18 protein-coding genes are annotated in these 17,594 nt (G+C 57.9%); 11 read left to right on the top strand and 7 right to left on the bottom strand.

The genetic code is table 11. The annotated features are described in order from the left end of the window. The first annotated feature begins 527 nt into the window (after nucleotides 1-527). The gene (locus IVB45_RS13970) at nucleotides 528-914 is read left to right on the top strand and encodes an H-NS histone family protein (RefSeq protein WP_247282826.1); all 387 of its coding nucleotides are present in this window, start codon (nucleotides 528-530) and stop codon (nucleotides 912-914) included. A gap of 145 nt (nucleotides 915-1,059) precedes the next feature. On the opposite strand, the gene IVB45_RS13965 is transcribed toward IVB45_RS13970, so the two are convergent. The 3 genes from IVB45_RS13965 to IVB45_RS13955 form a co-directional block, all read right to left on the bottom strand. After that, nucleotides 1,060-2,088, bottom strand: coding sequence for a nucleotidyltransferase family protein (locus IVB45_RS13965; RefSeq protein WP_247363353.1), 1,029 nt, complete (start codon nucleotides 2,086-2,088; stop codon nucleotides 1,060-1,062). Nucleotides 2,089-2,125: 37 nt separating this feature from the next. Beyond that, nucleotides 2,126-3,241 carry a serine/threonine protein kinase gene (locus tag IVB45_RS13960; RefSeq protein WP_247363354.1) on the bottom strand — a complete coding sequence of 372 codons (1,116 nt, stop codon included), beginning with the start codon at nucleotides 3,239-3,241 and terminating at the stop codon, nucleotides 2,126-2,128. 219 nt (nucleotides 3,242-3,460) lie between these two features. Then, on the bottom strand, nucleotides 3,461-3,706 hold the full coding sequence (locus IVB45_RS13955) for a hypothetical protein (protein WP_247282823.1): 246 nt from the start codon (nucleotides 3,704-3,706) through the stop codon (nucleotides 3,461-3,463). Nucleotides 3,707-4,399: 693 nt separating this feature from the next. Between IVB45_RS13955 and IVB45_RS13950 the strand changes: the two genes are divergently transcribed. The 8 genes from IVB45_RS13950 to IVB45_RS13910 all read left to right on the top strand — a co-directional run bounded on the left by IVB45_RS13950 (nucleotide 4,400) and on the right by IVB45_RS13910 (nucleotide 12,978). Further along, nucleotides 4,400-4,615, top strand: coding sequence for a hypothetical protein (locus IVB45_RS13950; RefSeq protein ID WP_247282821.1), 216 nt, complete (start codon nucleotides 4,400-4,402; stop codon nucleotides 4,613-4,615). A gap of 2,370 nt (nucleotides 4,616-6,985) precedes the next feature. Further along, nucleotides 6,986-8,386, top strand: a complete 1,401-nt coding sequence (locus tag IVB45_RS13945; protein WP_247363355.1) for a hypothetical protein — start codon at nucleotides 6,986-6,988, stop codon at nucleotides 8,384-8,386. A 124-nt stretch (nucleotides 8,387-8,510) separates the two neighbouring features. Beyond that, nucleotides 8,511-9,530, top strand: coding sequence for a TAXI family TRAP transporter solute-binding subunit (locus IVB45_RS13940; RefSeq protein WP_247282819.1), 1,020 nt, complete (start codon nucleotides 8,511-8,513; stop codon nucleotides 9,528-9,530). Beyond that, nucleotides 9,527-10,087, top strand: a complete 561-nt coding sequence (locus IVB45_RS13935; RefSeq protein WP_247363356.1) for a hypothetical protein — start codon at nucleotides 9,527-9,529, stop codon at nucleotides 10,085-10,087. The genes IVB45_RS13940 and IVB45_RS13935 overlap by 4 nt, the downstream gene beginning before the upstream one ends. A 34-nt stretch (nucleotides 10,088-10,121) precedes the next feature. After that, complete coding sequence (locus tag IVB45_RS13930) at nucleotides 10,122-10,718, top strand: DsrE family protein (protein WP_247363357.1); 597 nt, start codon at nucleotides 10,122-10,124, stop codon at nucleotides 10,716-10,718. Nucleotides 10,719-11,201: 483 nt separating this feature from the next. Further along, nucleotides 11,202-11,498, top strand: coding sequence for a hypothetical protein (locus IVB45_RS13925; protein ID WP_247282816.1), 297 nt, complete (start codon nucleotides 11,202-11,204; stop codon nucleotides 11,496-11,498). Between the two features lie 391 nt (nucleotides 11,499-11,889). Then, nucleotides 11,890-12,132 (top strand): hypothetical protein, encoded by a 243-nt coding sequence (locus IVB45_RS13920; protein WP_247363358.1) that lies wholly within the window; start codon nucleotides 11,890-11,892, stop codon nucleotides 12,130-12,132. 687 nt (nucleotides 12,133-12,819) lie between these two features. After that, complete coding sequence (locus tag IVB45_RS13910) at nucleotides 12,820-12,978, top strand: hypothetical protein (RefSeq protein ID WP_007592914.1); 159 nt, start codon at nucleotides 12,820-12,822, stop codon at nucleotides 12,976-12,978. 380 nt (nucleotides 12,979-13,358) lie between these two features. Here IVB45_RS13910 and IVB45_RS13905 read toward each other — a convergent pair whose 3' ends face one another. Genes IVB45_RS13905 through IVB45_RS13895 form a run of 3 tightly spaced genes read right to left on the bottom strand, consistent with a single transcriptional unit; the run spans nucleotide 13,359 to nucleotide 14,416 of the window. After that, a complete protein-coding gene (locus IVB45_RS13905) occupies nucleotides 13,359-13,820 on the bottom strand; it encodes a low molecular weight phosphatase family protein (RefSeq protein ID WP_247282812.1) in 462 nt (153 codons plus the stop codon). Beyond that, nucleotides 13,817-14,191, bottom strand: coding sequence for an NUDIX domain-containing protein (locus tag IVB45_RS13900; protein WP_247363360.1), 375 nt, complete (start codon nucleotides 14,189-14,191; stop codon nucleotides 13,817-13,819). Before IVB45_RS13900 ends, IVB45_RS13905 begins: the two co-directional genes overlap by 4 nt. Nucleotides 14,192-14,200: 9 nt before the next feature. Then, nucleotides 14,201-14,416: a hypothetical protein gene (locus IVB45_RS13895; protein WP_247363361.1), complete on the bottom strand. Its 216-nt coding sequence runs from the start codon at nucleotides 14,414-14,416 to the stop codon at nucleotides 14,201-14,203. A gap of 1,655 nt (nucleotides 14,417-16,071) precedes the next feature. Between IVB45_RS13895 and IVB45_RS13890 the strand changes: the two genes are divergently transcribed. Further along, nucleotides 16,072-16,275: a hypothetical protein gene (locus IVB45_RS13890; RefSeq protein ID WP_247282810.1), complete on the top strand. Its 204-nt coding sequence runs from the start codon at nucleotides 16,072-16,074 to the stop codon at nucleotides 16,273-16,275. 143 nt (nucleotides 16,276-16,418) lie between these two features. Here the strand turns inward: IVB45_RS13890 and IVB45_RS13885 are convergent, their stop codons facing one another. Further along, nucleotides 16,419-16,748: a cupin domain-containing protein gene (locus tag IVB45_RS13885; protein ID WP_247363362.1), complete on the bottom strand. Its 330-nt coding sequence runs from the start codon at nucleotides 16,746-16,748 to the stop codon at nucleotides 16,419-16,421. Between the two features lie 423 nt (nucleotides 16,749-17,171). On the opposite strand from IVB45_RS13885, the gene IVB45_RS13880 reads away from it, so the two are divergent. After that, nucleotides 17,172-17,576, top strand: coding sequence for a hypothetical protein (locus IVB45_RS13880; protein ID WP_247282808.1), 405 nt, complete (start codon nucleotides 17,172-17,174; stop codon nucleotides 17,574-17,576). Nucleotides 17,577-17,594 lie beyond the last annotated feature (18 nt).

Genomic DNA, 17,594 nt, shown 5'->3' with positions numbered 1-17,594 from the left:
AATTTCACACGTCCTGCGGGCAATCGTGGAACCATTCAAGCGAACTGATATGACGGGATCACATCAAGCGCCCTACGCGTCATCGCGACGCAATGTTCTCGATGAATAGGTTGCCGTACGCTGTCCTTTGTTCTGGGCAATCTCGATATTGCAGCCTTCGAATATGCGCCAGCGCCAACGAACTCAATGTCCCTCAGCGCTAGCTGCCTGAGCGCGATTTGAGCTTCAGGTCCCGAATATCCGGGTGCAGCCGGGGAAGGATGCCCCAAGTTGAAGACGCCGGGAGGAACTCGATTGAGATACTCCCCTTTCTTGCTTTGCAGCAAGTCATTGGGCTGCCAAGCCCCCATTTAATAAAATAACCCTAGTAAATAATTATTAAATAATATATTATTTTATTTATTGTAGCGTCGATTTGAAGCACTGGCTTTGGTCCATCGTTTGTTTTGAGCGTTCGGGCAATGATGTGCTCGTAAGCCGAGGATGACAGATGGATCAGGCGTCAGTCGAACGGTGACGAGAATGCTATGCGTCGGCAAGATCTCGAAGCCATGGACTTTGAGGAACTCTGGCTCCTTCACGAAGAGCTGACAAAGATACTTGCCGAAAAGATCACAGTCGAGAAGCGAGAGCTCGAAAAACGTCTTGCGCAACTCAACCAGCCGGATCAATTCGGTGAAGCTGAAAGACGGGCCGCCAACGCCGGAACGAGCGAGCCGCCGCGCCGCAAATACCCGAAAGTCGTGCCAAAATACTTCAATCCACTCCGCCCGACAGAGACTTGGTCGGGACGTGGTAAACAGCCTCGCTGGCTAGTTGCCGCGCTCCAATCGGGGCACACGCTCGAAGAGTTCAGGATTCGCGAGAACGACGAGTCGTCTGATCGGAATGCGGGTGGTCAAGGGCATTCCTAGCACTGCGCAACTGCACAAATGTTGGGCCCTGAGGATTCCGAAAATCTGCCACCTGATGCGCGCTCTGGAGGCGGCTGATGGAAAACTCCCTTCCGTTGAGGAACCTCCAATCCCCCCGAAGGCGCTCGTGTGACCGTTACTGGCCTTAGACTTTTCCGGCACGAACCGTCGTGGTCGCGCTCAACAGAAACTGTAAAGTGGACCCTCTTGGCACAGACCACAATCCACGCCCGCGCATGCCGGCTTGCGCGTAGCCAGAGGTCATCCTCCTCCGGTAATTTCTGAGGTCCAAGACCGTCATTGCGAGGAATGGCACACGTGTGGCCGGAAAGCGTGCTTGGATCAATTGTCGCTTGAACTGCAGACGAGGAATCAGTCGGCACCGCATCGAGTGCGGGACCTCGACTCCAAGCAGCGCAGCGAGAGCAAGTAGCTGGGTTTCGACTGCGTTCTTCATCAATCCGCCCGAGACATGAGAGGTAAGCTCACTCCAATCGATGCCCCCGACGGAACTGTTCAGATCTCGCAATTCAAGAAGATGTCGCAGATCGAGGTCACCGAGCCAATAGCCAAAGTCTTGAAACTGATCGTGGATGATCAACATAAGCGCTCGGTAGGTCGGCGTGGGAACATACGCGCTTCCCCGCCCAAACCGCGCAGGGACGCAATGGTTCAGAGCATTTCCCGGGCCACGGTCAAGGTACGCCGGGTCTGAAGCGCCCTGCTGCAGATCAATGGTTCCGACATCCCGGGGCCGGTTCAACTCGACATACCATCTCTTGCTGTTGGGAAGGGTCCGCTCATGAATTTGATAGCCAATCGCGCGCAGAGCGGTGACTGCACTTTCAGCTTCGTCCGGCATGACCATAATATCCAGATCACACATCAGCCGAACTCCTCGCCGCTCGACAGGTGCTGTGGCTAGCGTTGCCGCACCCTTGAGCAACACCGGCGTAACTCCCTGGCCGTTCATCGCAATGACGGCCTCTTCCAATTGACCGGCGAACCGATCGTTGCGCAGCACGTTTCGGCGATGGATCTGGCGAATATAGGTGCACACGTCCTCTGGCAACACCGATGCAAATTGATCGACGAAGTCAATGAGCGCAGGCGTCGTCAACGTCTGGTTTGCGAGCCCGATGACGGAGGTCCACTTCACTTCGACGGGCGGCAAGCCTCGCAAGCAGTTGCATAGGCTTGTCAGTGCCGCACTATGCCTTGTCATTGCACAAGTCCATCAGCAGCTGTCGAGCCTGCGCCGATTCCGAATAGATAAGTTGGAACGATCGTGCGCCCGCAACAATCCGCTTCAAAGCGAAAAAGCCGGACTGCGACAGCTTCCCGTCTGCGGCAAAAGCGCCCTCAATGAGCCGCTTGATCGAATCAAGCTGATCCAGGGGGGTCAGTTCGACGGGGCCGCTTGCAACCCGGTTCAGAAAGATGATCCAGTTGGCAGAGAGGCTCCCATTGTGCGCATCGGAAATCGGCAGATACCGCACTTCGGCGCCATCGGACCGGCGGTGCGTCACGTCGTTCCAGTCGCCATACAGTCGGGATAGCAGCCGCCACGATCCCTGCTTGAGGGTGAGGGCAAATGGGATGCCGCAGATCGTTCCGTCAGCCCCAATCAGCGCAACGTCATCGCCAGCATACTGAAATCCAGCGTCTACCAGTTCTAGCGCCAGAGTCGACTTGCCGGCTCCCGGTTGGCCGCACAGCAGCAAGCCCTTGCCGCACTTGACAAGAGAAGCGGCGTGGAGCGCGAAAGCCCATTGATTGCTTCGGATAAGTCGCTCGGTGATGTGAGCTTTGATTGTAGGGGCCAGAGCTGCGGCCTCACATCTATGGATGCTCGCGTCATTCCCGCGGAAAAATACCCGATCGCCGAGCATCATTGTCTCGATCGCAATATCCTCCTCCTCGCCGCTGTCGTTCGTAACACAAAACAGCGAAATCAACTGTTGTAAGAGGCCCCGATTTGCAGCCCGGACGCTGATCCTGCGCTGAGCAAGAACTGTTGAGAAGGCGCAATCGGCCGACATTCGCCAGTCGAGATCGAGCAACCCTCGATCGATCCAGACGTTCATTGCCTGCCATGTGAACTCGCGCGCTGCGCGCGCGCCAATGCCTAGCTGCCCAAGTTCCTGATGGACGTCTTCCAAAAAAGCGCCTTGTGCCAACTTGCACCAAATGAACGCCCCTACCTGGTCCAACTCATAGATCTTCTGCCTTGTCTCGCTGAAAAGCACTGGTCGACCGTCCAGCAGCGCGAAGACTGCACCCGCGGCGGGTCTCAACACCACCTCTGCCGATGTTTTTTCCAGCATGGCTATGCCCGATAGCGACGATATCTGTTTCTCCGTCGTGTCGACGCGACGGCGACAACATCCTGATCCTGCAATGTCCTGTCCGCGGCGCGTTCAAACGAGCTGCAGTTGCCGAGGAAACTCGGCTTGATCGCCGTGCTACAGCGGCGCAAATTCGCCTTCAGTGCGGATGCACATCGCCTGACTGGGATTCGTTTCGAATGACCCTACGGCCTCGGGTCACGCCGCCAGCTGACCACCCTCGTTCACCCCAGATGGAGAAATATTCAACACTTGTCCTCCGAGAAAGGTCGCCGGCGCGGTCAACCGGTGAGAGTCCAGCAGATAGCGGTAAAGTTCGCGAGCAGCACTCCGCTCTCGTAGAACGCGCTCCCTCTCGCTGATGCTCGCTAGTTTCTCGCGCATTTGAGCCAACTGCTTCGCAGCCGAGGTGGAGTTGCGCTTCTTCTTGACTGATTCCCGCATCGTCTCCTCCGACCAAAAAAATGACGAAAACAGCTTACGTCATTGACAACAATTAACAACGAGATTTATATGATCTCAATATAATCAATATTTATTTCATGTTTGAACCGGATGCAACCATTCAAATACCAAGAAGCGGGCCCTGCGTGAAAATAACAGCCGACCGAGAACAGCGTCGCAGAAATCGCCGAGATGATCTTGGCCTCCTGCGTGCAGGACAGCAAAAATAAAACTTTACGAGAGTCGCAAACCAGACCGACAGCGCAAGGCTTAATTTGCAGGATTAAATCCTAACGAAGAATATTTCGCTGACGAGAGTGGAGTGAAACCGGTGATCGAATTAGCCAATTTGCCCATCACGGGCGACATGATCGTCTTCGTCGCGAGCGGCATAGCGCGCGCAAAACTCCGACCCGCTCAGATTGGCCCATTTTCAGTGGCGCCCCAGGAGCTTTCGAGAGACGAATAATCAACGCCCGCGCTGCCGAGCCAAAGAGCGGCGGCGTCAAAGGAATCGCTCAAGCAGCGATCCGGCCGGTTGGAAAAACGTCGTCACGAGCAATCCGCCCTGCTCGAACAAGCACTCCCAGTGTGCGATGCCCCCCCCAAGTAACCCACACCGAGATGACGACGCACTCCAGCCGGCCGGTTCTCTTTTGTTTCGACAACGAATAATTTCCTAGGGAGGCTCGCATGGGAATGATCATGGTCAAATGTCCGCAAACCGGTCGCGCGATTCCTACTGGTATTAGGTCGGACCGTGAGGCTTTCCTGCGGAGCGTTGTGTTTTATGGCAATACTCGTTGCCCGGTCTGTCGCGCCAATCACAACTGGTTCGCTCGCGAGGCCTGGGTCGATGAGCCGGTCGTGCGGCCCAGGGAGATATTCGAGGAAGCGCCGCTGTTCTGATGCGTAGCGGGCTTCGGTACAGACGCGGAGCCGAACTAACTAGCATTACACGAATTTGGGCCAACCGCCTCATTTGACGCCGCGCGTGCGGAGTTGACCTGTTGCGGCATGGCTGCCGCACCGGCTGGGAACTAGTCTTGGTACGGACTGGATGCGCTCAATCATGGCGCAGCGTTCATCCAGATTCCTGTCTTGGCGGCTTCTGCCAGGGCTTACGGGAGGGATGCGAAATATTTTGGTCTATCGTCGTAAAGCGAACTGACGCCCGCATGAACCGTAAGTTAAGCGTCACACCGGCAGGTCGGCGCAAACTAACGCTTCCGATCGCTGATCCTGCAAGGGCCTGTTGGGGGTATTGTAGTGAGTAGTGGGGCTTGCAGCCGCTTGGCTGTTCTGCGTCAAACGGCGATGGAGCTCGTTAGCCTGCTTGCCCAATTGCAGAGGCTACGAGAGCAAGTGCGAAGGGCGGAAGGGCGAAGCCTCGGAGAAAGAGCGAGATTAAGGCCGGCGCCACGGATGCGTAGGCCCCGGTTTGGGACGAGTTGCCGCACGCGGATTCAATGATGGCGAGCGGCGCGCGCAATTTCAGCGAACTCGAAGACGATCGTTCCACGGATCGACCCTGAAGCCTCCGATACAAAGCTCCAAGCCGCCCGATCGCTCTCCAATGAGGCGTGCGCGCAGCGGAGTTTCAAGGCAGGCCGATGCGAGTGAAGGCTCTGTGCTAGGAAAAGTGCTGCACTTGGATCCCTTTCCGGCTTTGACCGAGATCATCCACGAGCGGCATGCTGCGGATCATGTCCGCACCTGAGTTGGTTTAAGCCTGACTTTTTGTCTGTTTTTAGTTTTATGAAGCAGCGCTTCATCTGAAAGACAATTTGAAAGCAAAGCGAAAGTCGTTCGCGTCAATCGTTTCGGTAGGCGCACCATGGAAGGCAAATTTAGTTATCTGGTATAATCATAATTAATATGACCTAAAACAGAAAATAGGGTGAGGGAAAACTAAATGGGAGGAGTGGATGGAGACCGTACGCCGCCTGCGCGCGATGGCGTCGCTGTGCCGACAGACTTCTGCGCATCATCCTGATAGAAGCTGGAAGCTTCTCGCCGAAGCTGAATTCTGGGAGCACTTGGCTAATGACATGCTTCGCGAGCATTTCGAACGATGCACGGCTGGCTCCTCGCTCCGACCGATCGGACATGATCCGAATGCCGCGGAATCGAGCGCTCGCATAACCGCGTGAATGCTCTCGCCTAGCCCAAATCCCGCTCGGCCGTGTGCCGGGCGTCAGTCCTCTTCACGGCGCCCCATGGAGAAGCAAGCCCTGCCTTCGTCTGGCGGCGCGCAGACCTGAGCAGGGCCGCCAAAGCGCGCTCGGCTGCCCGGCTCGGTCCGCTCAGACTACCGAGTTCTGTTTTCTGGGTCGGGAATACGCTTATGCGAAACTGTCGTTCGCCGTTGGACTAGCACTTTGGCGTCCAGCACTTTTTCCCCAGCTCGTGCGGCGCGCGGCCGGCTCACCTGGTCCGAAAGGCCGGAGCCCCTACCAACTGCTCCAGCGATATTTCCGTCGACCTTCGCTGCCGGTATTTTTCGGTTAGGTGACGGCCCAACGATCATCTGCTCCTCGTTGCTCGTGCCGGTGCCAATAGCTCCGATCGGCAGACCATTTTGAGCGTGGCCAGCGCCGGCATTTCTTTTGGCCTGCGCCGCCGCCCGCGACTTCGACGTGGCGGGTTGAACGTCCGGGCTGTTGGTTTGACTGGTGCGGTTCAGGTTTGCACCGGTACCAACGTCTCGTGTCCCCATTCCTGGAGGCGCCGATGGACCAGGGTTGGCGCTGCTCGCATTTGTACCCATGCCGGACGGAGCTGACCCGCCAGTGTTGGCGCTGCCCGTGCCCGTCCCAGTGCCGGCACCCGCGGAGCCCGCCACTGCGCCGCCTGCTTGGGCCAGGGCCAGCACAGATACGCTCGTGATAATCGCAACGATCAGCGAAGGGATTCGGTGGAGCATTGGACGATCTCCTTCTCAAGCGACCGGCCGCATCGGCCGAAATTAAATTGCGATATAAATCATTGAATAAATTATAATATAGTTTATTTTGCCTATCGATAATTGCAATTGGGAAACGGATTGACGCATTAATGTCGCGGATGTGGGCACAAGCGCCGATGCAGGCAGCGCCGGGCCTTGGATCGCCCGTTCGCGCAGACGTGTGGATTGCCTCGGATTGTGTTCGTAGCTGTGCGCTCACCTGCGCAACAAGGTCGGCGTGGGTTGCACCGACTGTCCTGACGGTAATATCGGCATTGACCATACCCGTTCTCGCGCAGCAGCCAAATCGGCCGGCGAGCGACGCCCATGTCATGGCGACGCACCTGCGCGGCGCGACCGGCTCGGGAGGGTGGCGCGCGGCGCGGCTGAAACCATCTGCCGATACGCCCCCCCTGAAGCTCGCACAAGCCACAATCAGCAATACCGAGCGATCGCGGCAAGTGCTCGCCGCAGAACAGGAGAGGATACAGGCCCTTGCTGCTGACCTTCGAACATGCCGACGGGAGCAGGATACCGTGCTGGGGCTGTTGCAGCATGCACGCGAGCAATGGACCAGCATTGCGGAGGCCACCGAGAATGAAACCGATAAGCTGCAGAAATCGCTCCGGGAGGAGCGCTTGCATACGCAGCGTCTGGAACAGGAACTTGTCAAGGCGCGCAACGATTTCGAAGTGCAGGCACGGCTAAGCCGCGAAATCGGCCCCGAGGGTCGCGAACCCGAACACCCGGCACGGAGTGATCCGAGAGAGCTGCAACAAGCTGTCGAGCGGGAGAGAGATCGGGCAAACCGGCTGGAGCAGAATCTGACGGCCGCTCATCACGACCTGGAGACCCAGTCGGCAGAGGTAACCAGACAAGCCGCAGAGATCAGTGCAAAAGAGGCAGCGGAGGCTCAGCTACAGGCAAGCCTCCGACAGGAGCACGATCGTACCAAACAGCTGGATGAGACGCTCGCGACGACGCGAATCGAGCTCGACAACCGATCCCAGCAGATCGCGAAGGCAATCGAAGAGACGGCGCAGGCGAACCGAACGGCGGAGAATACCTCGGCCAAACTGAAGCTCTCATTGAGGGAAGAGCACGAAAGAGCAGATGCGCTGGCGCAAGAGCTCTCGTTGGCGCGTTCCAAGCTGTTCGCGTATGAAGCGCAAGCCGCGGCAAACGATGATCGAGCCGAACAGTTGAAAAAGCAGCTCCGGCGAGAATGCCACCAATCCAGCCGAGATGAGCAAGAACTTGCCGTAGCGCGCCCGAATGTCGGACCGTGGCTACCCGCGGGGGTGTCGGGTGAAGGCGGAGCCGGCAATTCGCGAACAAGCGAACCGCTCCGAACACTGCTGTTGGGATCGCCGCAGCCGCCGCTCGAGCAATCTCCGCGAGAGCTCGTAGTCATACCAGCTGAGCCTAAGGCGCCATCCCCGGTTCTCGGGAACGAAAACGCCGCCGAGCTCGTGCGATTGATCGCTCGCGCAACCGGATTGCTTCGACAAGGCGACATTGGCGCGGCACGAGTTGTCCTGGAGCGTGCTGCTGAATTAGGGAGCGCACCGGCAAGTTTCGCCCTCGCCGAAACGTATGATCCGAGCCTGCTTGCAAAATGGGGCTCGAGCGGAACGCGCGGCGACACGTCCAAGGCGCGAGAGCTTTACGCCAGAGCAGCAGCCGGAGGGGTCAAGGAGGCAAGGGAGCGATTCGACGCACTTGGTCGTTAGCACCATCGGTGCAGACAAATGGTCGTGCGCTGTATCGACTAGTCAGATCGAACTTAAACTTACGTGTCGGAGTGAAGAGCGCAGCGGACAAAACAGAATAGACGTTCCCAGGGGAGCCGGATCGATGAAGCAGCTGATTGGAATACGCTCTTGGTTCCTCCTCATCGTGATAGCCGCTCCGCTTCTGATCATGGGCTGTTGCCCAGCAATTGCCCAGCAGACTCCGCGGGCACGTGCGGATCATGCAAGGGCGGAAATTGCGGCCATGAACGATTGGACTGTTGGAATTGCCGGAGGTCTGCTGGAAGGAGCTCCCATTCGGCTTGCCGCGGAAATGGCGCGGGTGGCCGATGATGGAACGGACCTCCACGTGCTGCCCATCGTGACCCGTGGCGCAACCGAAAACGTCAATTCGCTGCTGTATTTGCGGGGCATTGATGCAGCAATCATCAATTCCGACGCACTTGACGAGTACAAGAGCCAAGTGCCGGACATCCAGCGACGGATCACCTATGTGCTCAATCTGTTTCCATCTGAACTGCACGTATTCGTCAGGCCCGAAATTCAGAGCTTGAGTGATCTGGTCGGAAAGAAGGTCAATTTCAACACCCAAGGTACCGCCGCAGCTTATTCGGGCCCGCTGATCTTCAGCCGGCTGGGGATCGAGGTCGATAAGGCATTCATCCCACATCAGGTTGCGATGGAACAAATGCGCAGGGGTGAGCTGGCCGCCGTCGTTTTCATAACATCAAAGCCGGTGGATGCATTCATACGTGGTCGCTGGGATGCCGGCTTCAAGTTCTTGCCGGTCCCCTACGAGAGCAAGTTTGAAGATTATTATCTGCCATCTTGGCTGGACGCAGCTGATTACCCGAACTTGATCAGGCAGGGGGAACGCGTGACAACTATTGCCGTTCCGACCGTGCTGGTCGCTTTCAATTGGCCGACCAAATCCAATCGCTTTCATCGTGTGGCGCGCTTTGTCGACCGCCTGTTCTCGCGGATCAACAAGCTGCAGGAGCCCGGTTTCGATCCGAAATGGAAGTCGATCAACTTGGCGGCGACGGTCCCTGGCCTGACGCGTTTTCCCGCGGCGCAGGCCTGGCTCGATCGTCTGCCGCGTTCGAGCCAGGCGACACAATGACGTTCACCCTGATCGCTCTCGTCGTGACGCTCGCGATCGCAAATGACCTCGCTCGGCCCCGAGGCGCCGAAGACCCTATGGCTCCGGTTCGCGTCTCTGATCGGTCCGCCAATGGAGCCGGGGCGTGGATCGTCAGCGAGACCACCTCGCCAGTTGATTATTCATCGATCATCAAGGCTACACTGCCATCTCAAGGGGGCAGTTCCGACGCAGCAATGAGCCTGTCGATACGCTGTCGCGGCGGCCTGACCGAAGTGTTGCTTGATGGAGCCGGCCTTTCGGGCCGCCGCGAGGATTACACCCTTTCCCTGCGCATCAATGATGATCCACCTTTTCAGGTCTCGACAATCACGTCAGCGCGCGGTGTCGCGCTTGAAAGCGATGTCGTTCGCCTGTTGCAATCGATCCCCGGCCACAGCGCACTTTCCGTGCATGTGTCACGCCGAACGGGGACCGGCGCCGGTGCAGTGTTCGCTCTCGATGGTATCGAGAGCGTGCGTGCAAAATTGGCGGCAACATGCAAATGGCCACGCGCGATCGCGAAGCCCAACAATTGATCATGAACCTCAGCTTGCTTGGAGAAACAACATAATGCCCAAATTTCCGAAGATTATCACAGCGATGATCGCGACAATCATCTCGCTCCTGGTCGGGCTGTCTAGTTCCGCGGCACAGGAGACTCGCCTGCTCCCGGCACAGCCTAGTTTGCCTGCAGCCTCAACACATGGCGCGGCCAGAACGCACGCGAATTCATCGGCGCGGGCCGCGACGCCAAAACAATTTGAGCTGGCGCGCATCGCGCCATCGTCTGCTGCCAAGAAAGAGCACCGCTTAATCCTTCAGGTCAACACAAGCGACTCCGCGTCAATGAATCTTGCATTGAACAATGCACTCAACGTCGCGCAATACTACAAGGAGGTTGGTGAAGGGGTGAAAGTTGAGGTGATTACCTTCGGCCCCGGCCTCCATATGCTCCGCGATGACACGTCGCCGGTGAAAGCGCGAATTGAGGAAATGGCTCTGAGCACGCCGGAAGTATCATTCAAAGCCTGTGGAAACACGCAAGAGAAAATGCAAAAGGCCGAAAACAAAGACATTCCGATCGTTGCCCAAGCCCAAGTGGTGAGGTCGGGCGTCGTTAGGGTGATGCAGTTGCAGGAGCAGGGATGGACCTACGTCAAACCATAAAATGGCGACCAGACAATGCCTACCGAGCGGCTAGGTGCCGGCCTGCGGTCGCTCCATTCCGATCGAGTGGGTCGCCGCAGCCGATGCAAATTGAACTGGCCTTGATCGGGGACAGATCTATCGCGCGCTATTCACCGGGCAGCGCCAGACCGACTATCTGATCATGCGCACGAGAGCGACTTCGGGAGAGGGTTGAGCGAACATCGGTCGTCTCAGTCACTTGCGAGGTCTGGTAGCAATTTTGCGGGGCAGCCCTTGGCCCGCCCGTCCTACCCGGCCGCCTGCTAAGGTCGACTGTCCCGTAGCAGCATAGGGTATCGGAGACGCAGGACGGCGCGAGCTGTGACAGACGGTGCTTCGATTTACGTCAGTTCCGATGACCTCTTTTTCGAAGGCAAGCGATTAAATTCCGCTGGATTTTATTTTGTTAACGCGTCAGAATTCTAGACTTAAAGCGAGTCGATTTTACTTTGGGGGATGTTAATGGCAAAACCTGCCGTTTCCCGTAATACCTTTCGAGGGTTATTCGCTTTTTCTGTGAAAGCTGATCGCAAGCACGATGGCAAATATTGTGTGTTGAAGCTGTTTGGATCCGCTCAAGACATTCCGGATCGGCTGCTACAGCAGTGGTCGCACCAGGCTGATCTACCCGGCGCGGAAGCCATCGCCAACACACTGGAGCCGCGCACCCGCAAGATCGTGAATGGTCGTAAACGCTATGACCACGCCAGCGACTTTCTCCACGTGCTGCTGAGAGACCTAGAGCTAAGGGAACACTGAAGAGACATCGCTGCGTCAGGCTCCGCGAGGTCTTGCAGACCAGAATGATAATGCCTTTTGCCTCCGCGCTCTATATGCACCAGACTGCTATTCTAATGCCGGGCAGCCGGCCCATTTTGTCGACATAGTGCTCGCATGCCGAGGTCGATTTACCAGCCATTGCATGAAAGGCTCCGAACGGAGAACGGTCAAAGTCTCCGCCTGACCTTTTCAGAAATTGAAGCGATCTTGGGGAAGCCTCTGCCGAGATCGGCCTACACCTTCACTGCGTGGTGGAGCACACTGAAGAGAGCAGGTCCTCAAGCGAGAGCGTGGATATCCGCTGGTTATCGTGTCCGGGTCTCAATGAAGCACCGCATCGTCGAATTCTATCGTTCTGAAGTGAACACCAATGATCGTCATCGAACGCCTTGGCTGCATTGAAGCTTTCCATGATGGCGGACCTATCAACCTCGGTGTTCGGGACAAACTGCGAGAACAAGCCGGCGCAGAATCAAGTTGCCACTTCAGGGCCGCGGCGAAAACCGCTGCGGCCCTGTTTTTGGGCGGAAGCCGCGAGCCGAATGCTCCGGAACGTGGCGAGAAAAATCTAATGGGAACGCTGCGCGATGGCCCTAGGCCGCATGAGGGTTGACGACGGTGTACCCTCGCAGGGAGCGCGGGTGAATTCGCGTTGCGTGCCCACCTGAGTTGGCATCGTACGCCTTCCAGATGTCACCGGCGATGTGCTGTTCAAGGACGAAGACGTGTCCACGTCGCGCGGCAACCATTCCCGGTGCTGGCGAGGTGCGGGGAAAGCGCAGCCAATTGGCTGCGAGGTTCAGTTCCGGTACTACCCGACCAAACACTCGTATCGCCGCACCACATCCGCAGAACGAGCGAGGGCAACCGGCCGGACGACCGCTGACGATCTCACTAGTTAAGGCCCCTGAGCTGGCCACAGACATCCGTAGGCTAGCAACGGCACTTCGCTGCAGGCGCGGTGCCGGTCTCGTGTATCTCTGCGCCTGCACCAGCGAAGATGAAAAGTCGCACGGCATAATCACGTTGCATTCTGGTGGCGAAGCGGCGCGCAAGGGGCGCGCTTCAGAAGAAATGGATGTCGCAAAAACGAGCACTAAAGCTACGACTACTCGATTGAACATGCAGGACTCCGGGTTAATAGCCCTGCCCCAGTGCTCAGAAAGCGCCCTTTAATTTGGCGAAATTAAGTCGCAAAAACATAATTAAATGAAATTTGAAATTAAATCGAGAAAGGAACGTTTCGATTTGCCTCGAGTCCTGCTTGTGCGACCGATCCCTTGTTGTCGTGGATCGACAGATGGAAAAGGCAGTCGCCTACGCAATCTCAGCGGCCCTCGTGGGTATCGGTGTTTTGATACTAGTCGTTGGCCTGTCCTCCAGCTCGCCCGCTCTGTGGGTGGTGGTCGCGCTCGTGCCGATCACGATCGGGATCGTGAGCGCTTTTGGCCCCGTGTAAGGATGGGGAAAACAGCCGATGGGTCAGATCGTCTGCATTTTACGAATCGGGCCTCTGTGCACGCTCTCAAGGGGTTTCGGATTTGCGGGTACACGCGCGTGAGCCATTTCGTCTCTATGCTTCTGCTTGCCCTCGCCCTGACGCTGACCTTGTGCTTCGGGGTGGCAGCGTGGCGCGTGTCGGCCGGCAATGACGTCGAGATCACCGCAACGATTCCGCATGGGGAATACGGATGGAGGTCGAGGTCGAGGAACTGAATGCCTTGCGCTCACCCTTCGACTACATCCTGACGACTATCAACGTGGACCTTGACGACTCGCCATCGAGCGGAGGCTGCCCCGCGTCTCCTACCGTTCCTACCTCCGGCTCGCCAACGGGCTTTAGGACCGCAGGTCGTCCGTTCGCAACATAGCGATCAGGTTCGCGACCATTAGCTCCAGGTGTGGCAGGGCATCGCCGGGCTCGGCGACGTCGAGATCGTCCACTTGCCAATATAGGACCCGATCCGCGAGGGCCGGAAAGCGGCGTTCGACCATCGATCGATGCTCCGCCTCTTTCAATCCTATGACGATATCTGCTTGCCGACAGTCAGCTAAGGTGCACGGCTGCGGAAGTTCATCAGCCCTGCTCGGGCTAATTCCCAGTGCTTGCAACGCCTCGAGCGCAAAGCGGGAGATGGATCCCGTGTTCTCCGGCGCCCCCCTTTCGGCAGCACCCCTGGAGAATGCTCGCCAAGGCAATTCCTCTTGTTCAGCAAGGTGATTGAATAGTTCCTCCGCAAACCGGCTGCGGTAATAGTTGCCTGTACAAAGAAAAAGAACCCGCTTGCAGCCATCAGTCATTCGGGAGGCCAGGAAACGGTGGAGCACGAAGGCCGCAAGAGACGTGAGTTGTCTCGAATGCCGCCCACCTCCTCGGCCTCAACGATCAACGGCTCACTTTCCGCGGTATCCGGCGCGGATCCGTTTATGCCGCGCGCAAAGAAAATACACGCCTTTTCAGACACTGCGATATTCTCCGAGTGGATCGTTATGCCGATTTCTTCAGCGATTTTGCGAACGACGGATTGGAGGGGCGTGTCGCCGTGTTCACTTAGGCCACCGAAAAACGAACTCTTTCCCGGCTGCGCTGTACCACGCTCGTCATCTCGCAGATGAGGAAAGCGTCCGACGTTGTCCATCAACGCGGAAAAATCCCGAACACGCAAGGTCATAGCTTACCATCAGGTATTCTGACGAACGAAGAATGGCATCAGCTTTTCAAAGATTTCCGTCCGAAAGCGCTTAATCTCCCAGCTAAGCGCATCGCTAAACCCTGCAGCTCGGGCATGGATCGTCGCTCGGTCCGCAGTCACTTTGGTGGCCACGCCATTTACGACCACCCAACCCGTGAGGACCTTTCCGTCCCATTCAACAGCGCGATCCCAACCCACCGACATGGCAGCTCCAAACACAATCAAACATAATAAACGGGCTGGCCGTATACCCCACCAGGCTCGTCTCACGCCTCGCCGAGGTAGCTTGTTCGTTCGTGCTGCCGCAGCATCCTCATGTCTGATAAGCTGGTGAGATTAGCGCAAACTAAGGTACGGGCGGGCACCACAATCAACTCCTTCCAACTCTCTCGATGAATTCCAACGCGGCTGGCGCAATGTCATCGAACTCGACAAAGCAGCGGCGCAGTTCATCTGCGATCTCTACGGTTACATCACGCGACCATCCCTCAACCGTGTTGAAGACTACGATCCGAGCAGGGTGCTTGTATTGACCTTCCATTATTTGGCGCATCAGCGTCGCTCGACCAGTGTCGTCTTCGGAGGTTTCGGTCCAGGCACGTCCGAGCCCACCTCCATAATCCTCGAGCACAAGATAGACGTCACGTGGATATGGATGAGGCACGATGGACGGAGAATGAGGCATGATCCCGAAACCCTGAAAATCGTCGCAATTTAATTTCGATATTAAACTATATTAAATACGGACTTTCAATCTAATTTACAGCCGTCCGGCTGCGCTTTCGATCGGTCGACACTGCCTATTGAGCGACCCACTCGCCGGCGCACGCGCTTATGGAGGCGAGCAAAAAGCGAGCCGTGGGGTAACGGCGGCGGCGATGGCAGCCCCAACGGCAAGGACGACAGAGGCCGCTAACGTTTTCGGAGGCACCGCGGTTGGTACGGGCTCGCCAATTACCGCGTTTTCCCGATTGCTCTCCCCAAGTGGGCGATGCAGTCGGGCCCCAGCTTTCCCCATTGTCCCAAGGCTAGGCTCGTTTTTGTTCGGCTTGGAACGACTTACTGATTGCCGAGTTTTCCCGTGCCCTCCCAAGGGGCGGCTGCCTTCACCAAGGCAGATCGATAGCCCCAGCTTCACCGCCCTGAGGCTGGGGTCCTTTTGCTGTCTGGATAGCTGCAGACTCAGGAGGGCGTTGATGCAGGGTTATAGCTCGATCCTTCTTGTCCAACGGTTGAACGACCTCGTTTGTCAACTGTCAGAGCTGGAAGATCTGCGGCTTAAAGTCCAAGAGGCGGAGCGACGCGCCTCGGCTGTACCTGCATTGCAGTCGCCTCCGAGCACTCAATCGCAGCGACGGCGAGCCGCGGGGGAGCGGACCCCCGAGGAGTGACTGGAACCCGATTTAACCTGCGTTAGCGAACGAGCGTAGAGGCTGTGCAGCTCGACTGCCCTGAAGGGAGTGAACTTCACCATCCTCGCGTGGTGAGGCTTGAGCAAGGGGCTGCGCATTTCGCATTTAGGTGTCTACCGCCCGGGCCGTTGCTATCTTCGGCTTTCTCGCGCGCGACAACGGGCGCCAGTCAGTTATCCGCGCAGAGCGACTAAACGCCGAACTGATTGAAAATATCGATAGGCTGTTTGCCCCTTTTCTTCTCGATGAAGGGGAATAAGGCGCAGCATGCTCGAGCGGTCGATGGGCGCAAGCGTGCACTAGCGGACTAGCTGGGTGCACAGGCCGCACGCGACAGCAATAGCGATGAGGCAGCATGGCGTCTGAAGCCTTGCCCACGCTGATGTTCGTCACGGAGCCGGCGAACTCGACCAAAAGAAGGACCAGGACTTACGTGATAGCTGCGTCATGCTGCTCGATCGGGCAGGCTGCGACTTGCTGACGATCTGCGACATCACTGGGCATTCAAACCGAAGTGCGCAGACCATCGTGAAGCACTACCGCGCCCGCAATGCGGCTCGCGCCGATTCCGGCATCGACAGGCTTGAATTGCAGGTGCGGAAGGAAGGCATGAAGAGTGAACGCAGACCGGTAGGGCTCGTGTTAAAGTAGTGGATGGGCTTCGGTCCTAATTATCCGCCTCGTCGCACGGCGTGCGACGTACGACCATTAAAAGCGTCGTACGAGAGTCGCGCGCAGTCTGTAGTCAGGCCCGAGCGGGCACGGCCGCCAGCGCCGCGCGCCCGGTCCCCGCCCTACGGGAACGTTAGGCCGAAAGCGGCCGGATCGAGCTGCTCGCCTTTGCGGGGGACCAAGAAGCGCTCCAGCCCACCCAGCACGAAGCTGAGCAGCAGGGTCGCTTGACCGCCGACCACCTCGATTGTATGCGGCACACCGCGGGGAAGAGCCGCGTAGGCGCCGGGCCCCACGTCGACGCGGGCATCGCCGACGCGCGCGATTAGCTGCCCCTGCACAGCGTAGAGCAGCTCGTTCTCGCACGAGTGGGTGTGCAGCGGCGGCTCCTCCCCCGCGCGCACTGTCCGAAGGACAGTGCCATATTCGCCTCCGGTCTGGCTGCTCTCCACTTTCGTCTCGACGCTTGAGCCCCAGTCGAGGTCACCGTCTCACCGCCTTGGGGCGGCGTGAGAACCGGCTGCTTCACTGACATTTGTACCCTCCTAATTGTGGACCCTTGTCTTCGGGTGTGTGGCGGCGAAAGTTGCCGCTCACGCTCGTCAGCATGGGATTGCCCGCGGCGAATGGGAATGACCTCGCGCCATGAAGTCGATAGCCGCGCGTTATGATGGCCGCAGGCACGTGCACGGCTCTTTGCGGTCGCGCAGACTTCCGTTTCAGGGATTGTGGATCCACCTGCGGCACCCAGTTTGGTCTGCAAGATCCTCGAAGCCGCAAAGACCGGCGAACGACACCGGACAAGCTGCGGCAGACCGGCCGAAAAGCCCTGACACAAGCGCCGACGACGTAGCCTTGATCGGGCGAGGTGCGGGTTGAACTTGCAGGTGACGGTGTTGAAGATCTTGGTGAGCTACCCGGACAGGTTCGCTTTGGTGGCGGACCTGAACCGCCATGTGGCGATCCTCGCCACTAGCGGCCCGGAGTGGGCCGAGCGCACCAAGCGACTGGCCGCGCGCGTGCCCGGACTGGACATCTTTTCGGACGGCCTCGTTGAGCGTCAAAATGGCGGCTGGATGATCACGGTCAAAGGGCGAGCCGTGCTCGAGTCCATGGAGGCGCGCCGAAGCGAAGACCCTATGGTTGAGAAGGTCGCAATAGAAGCGGCTGCCGCGCCGGTGCTAGGGTTGCCGCAGCCCTTGGAGCGAGCGAAGCGCCTACGCGAATGTCGCCAGCGCCGGCGCGAAGCCCGCGAACGTGCGCGAGCGCATGCTTCCTGATGCGCCCTAAGTTGCCGG

The sequence above is a fragment of the Bradyrhizobium sp. 4 genome (assembly GCF_023100905.1).
Classification (GTDB): Bacteria; Pseudomonadota; Alphaproteobacteria; order Rhizobiales; family Xanthobacteraceae; genus Bradyrhizobium.
The sequence above is the reverse complement of the archived record's forward strand: the minus strand, read 5'-3'. Positions and strand labels throughout refer to the sequence as shown.

What these genes read in the sequence shown, in the direction of transcription:
- IVB45_RS13970 (WP_247282826.1), top strand. Translation starts at nt 528, where the DNA reads ATGCGTCGGCAAGATCTCGAAGCCATGGACTTTGAGGAACTCTGGCTC.
- IVB45_RS13960 (WP_247363354.1), bottom strand. Translation starts at nt 3,241, where the DNA reads ATGCTGGAAAAAACATCGGCAGAGGTGGTGTTGAGACCCGCCGCGGGT.
- IVB45_RS13955 (WP_247282823.1), bottom strand. Translation starts at nt 3,706, where the DNA reads ATGCGGGAATCAGTCAAGAAGAAGCGCAACTCCACCTCGGCTGCGAAG.
- IVB45_RS13950 (WP_247282821.1), top strand. Translation starts at nt 4,400, where the DNA reads ATGGGAATGATCATGGTCAAATGTCCGCAAACCGGTCGCGCGATTCCT.
- IVB45_RS13945 (WP_247363355.1), top strand. Translation starts at nt 6,986, where the DNA reads ATGGCGACGCACCTGCGCGGCGCGACCGGCTCGGGAGGGTGGCGCGCG.
- IVB45_RS13940 (WP_247282819.1), top strand. Translation starts at nt 8,511, where the DNA reads ATGAAGCAGCTGATTGGAATACGCTCTTGGTTCCTCCTCATCGTGATA.
- IVB45_RS13935 (WP_247363356.1), top strand. Translation starts at nt 9,527, where the DNA reads ATGACGTTCACCCTGATCGCTCTCGTCGTGACGCTCGCGATCGCAAAT.
- IVB45_RS13930 (WP_247363357.1), top strand. Translation starts at nt 10,122, where the DNA reads ATGCCCAAATTTCCGAAGATTATCACAGCGATGATCGCGACAATCATC.
- IVB45_RS13925 (WP_247282816.1), top strand. Translation starts at nt 11,202, where the DNA reads ATGGCAAAACCTGCCGTTTCCCGTAATACCTTTCGAGGGTTATTCGCT.
- IVB45_RS13920 (WP_247363358.1), top strand. Translation starts at nt 11,890, where the DNA reads ATGATCGTCATCGAACGCCTTGGCTGCATTGAAGCTTTCCATGATGGC.
- IVB45_RS13910 (WP_007592914.1), top strand. Translation starts at nt 12,820, where the DNA reads ATGGAAAAGGCAGTCGCCTACGCAATCTCAGCGGCCCTCGTGGGTATC.
- IVB45_RS13905 (WP_247282812.1), bottom strand. Translation starts at nt 13,820, where the DNA reads ATGACTGATGGCTGCAAGCGGGTTCTTTTTCTTTGTACAGGCAACTAT.
- IVB45_RS13900 (WP_247363360.1), bottom strand. Translation starts at nt 14,191, where the DNA reads ATGACCTTGCGTGTTCGGGATTTTTCCGCGTTGATGGACAACGTCGGA.
- IVB45_RS13895 (WP_247363361.1), bottom strand. Translation starts at nt 14,416, where the DNA reads ATGTCGGTGGGTTGGGATCGCGCTGTTGAATGGGACGGAAAGGTCCTC.
- IVB45_RS13890 (WP_247282810.1), top strand. Translation starts at nt 16,072, where the DNA reads ATGCTGCTCGATCGGGCAGGCTGCGACTTGCTGACGATCTGCGACATC.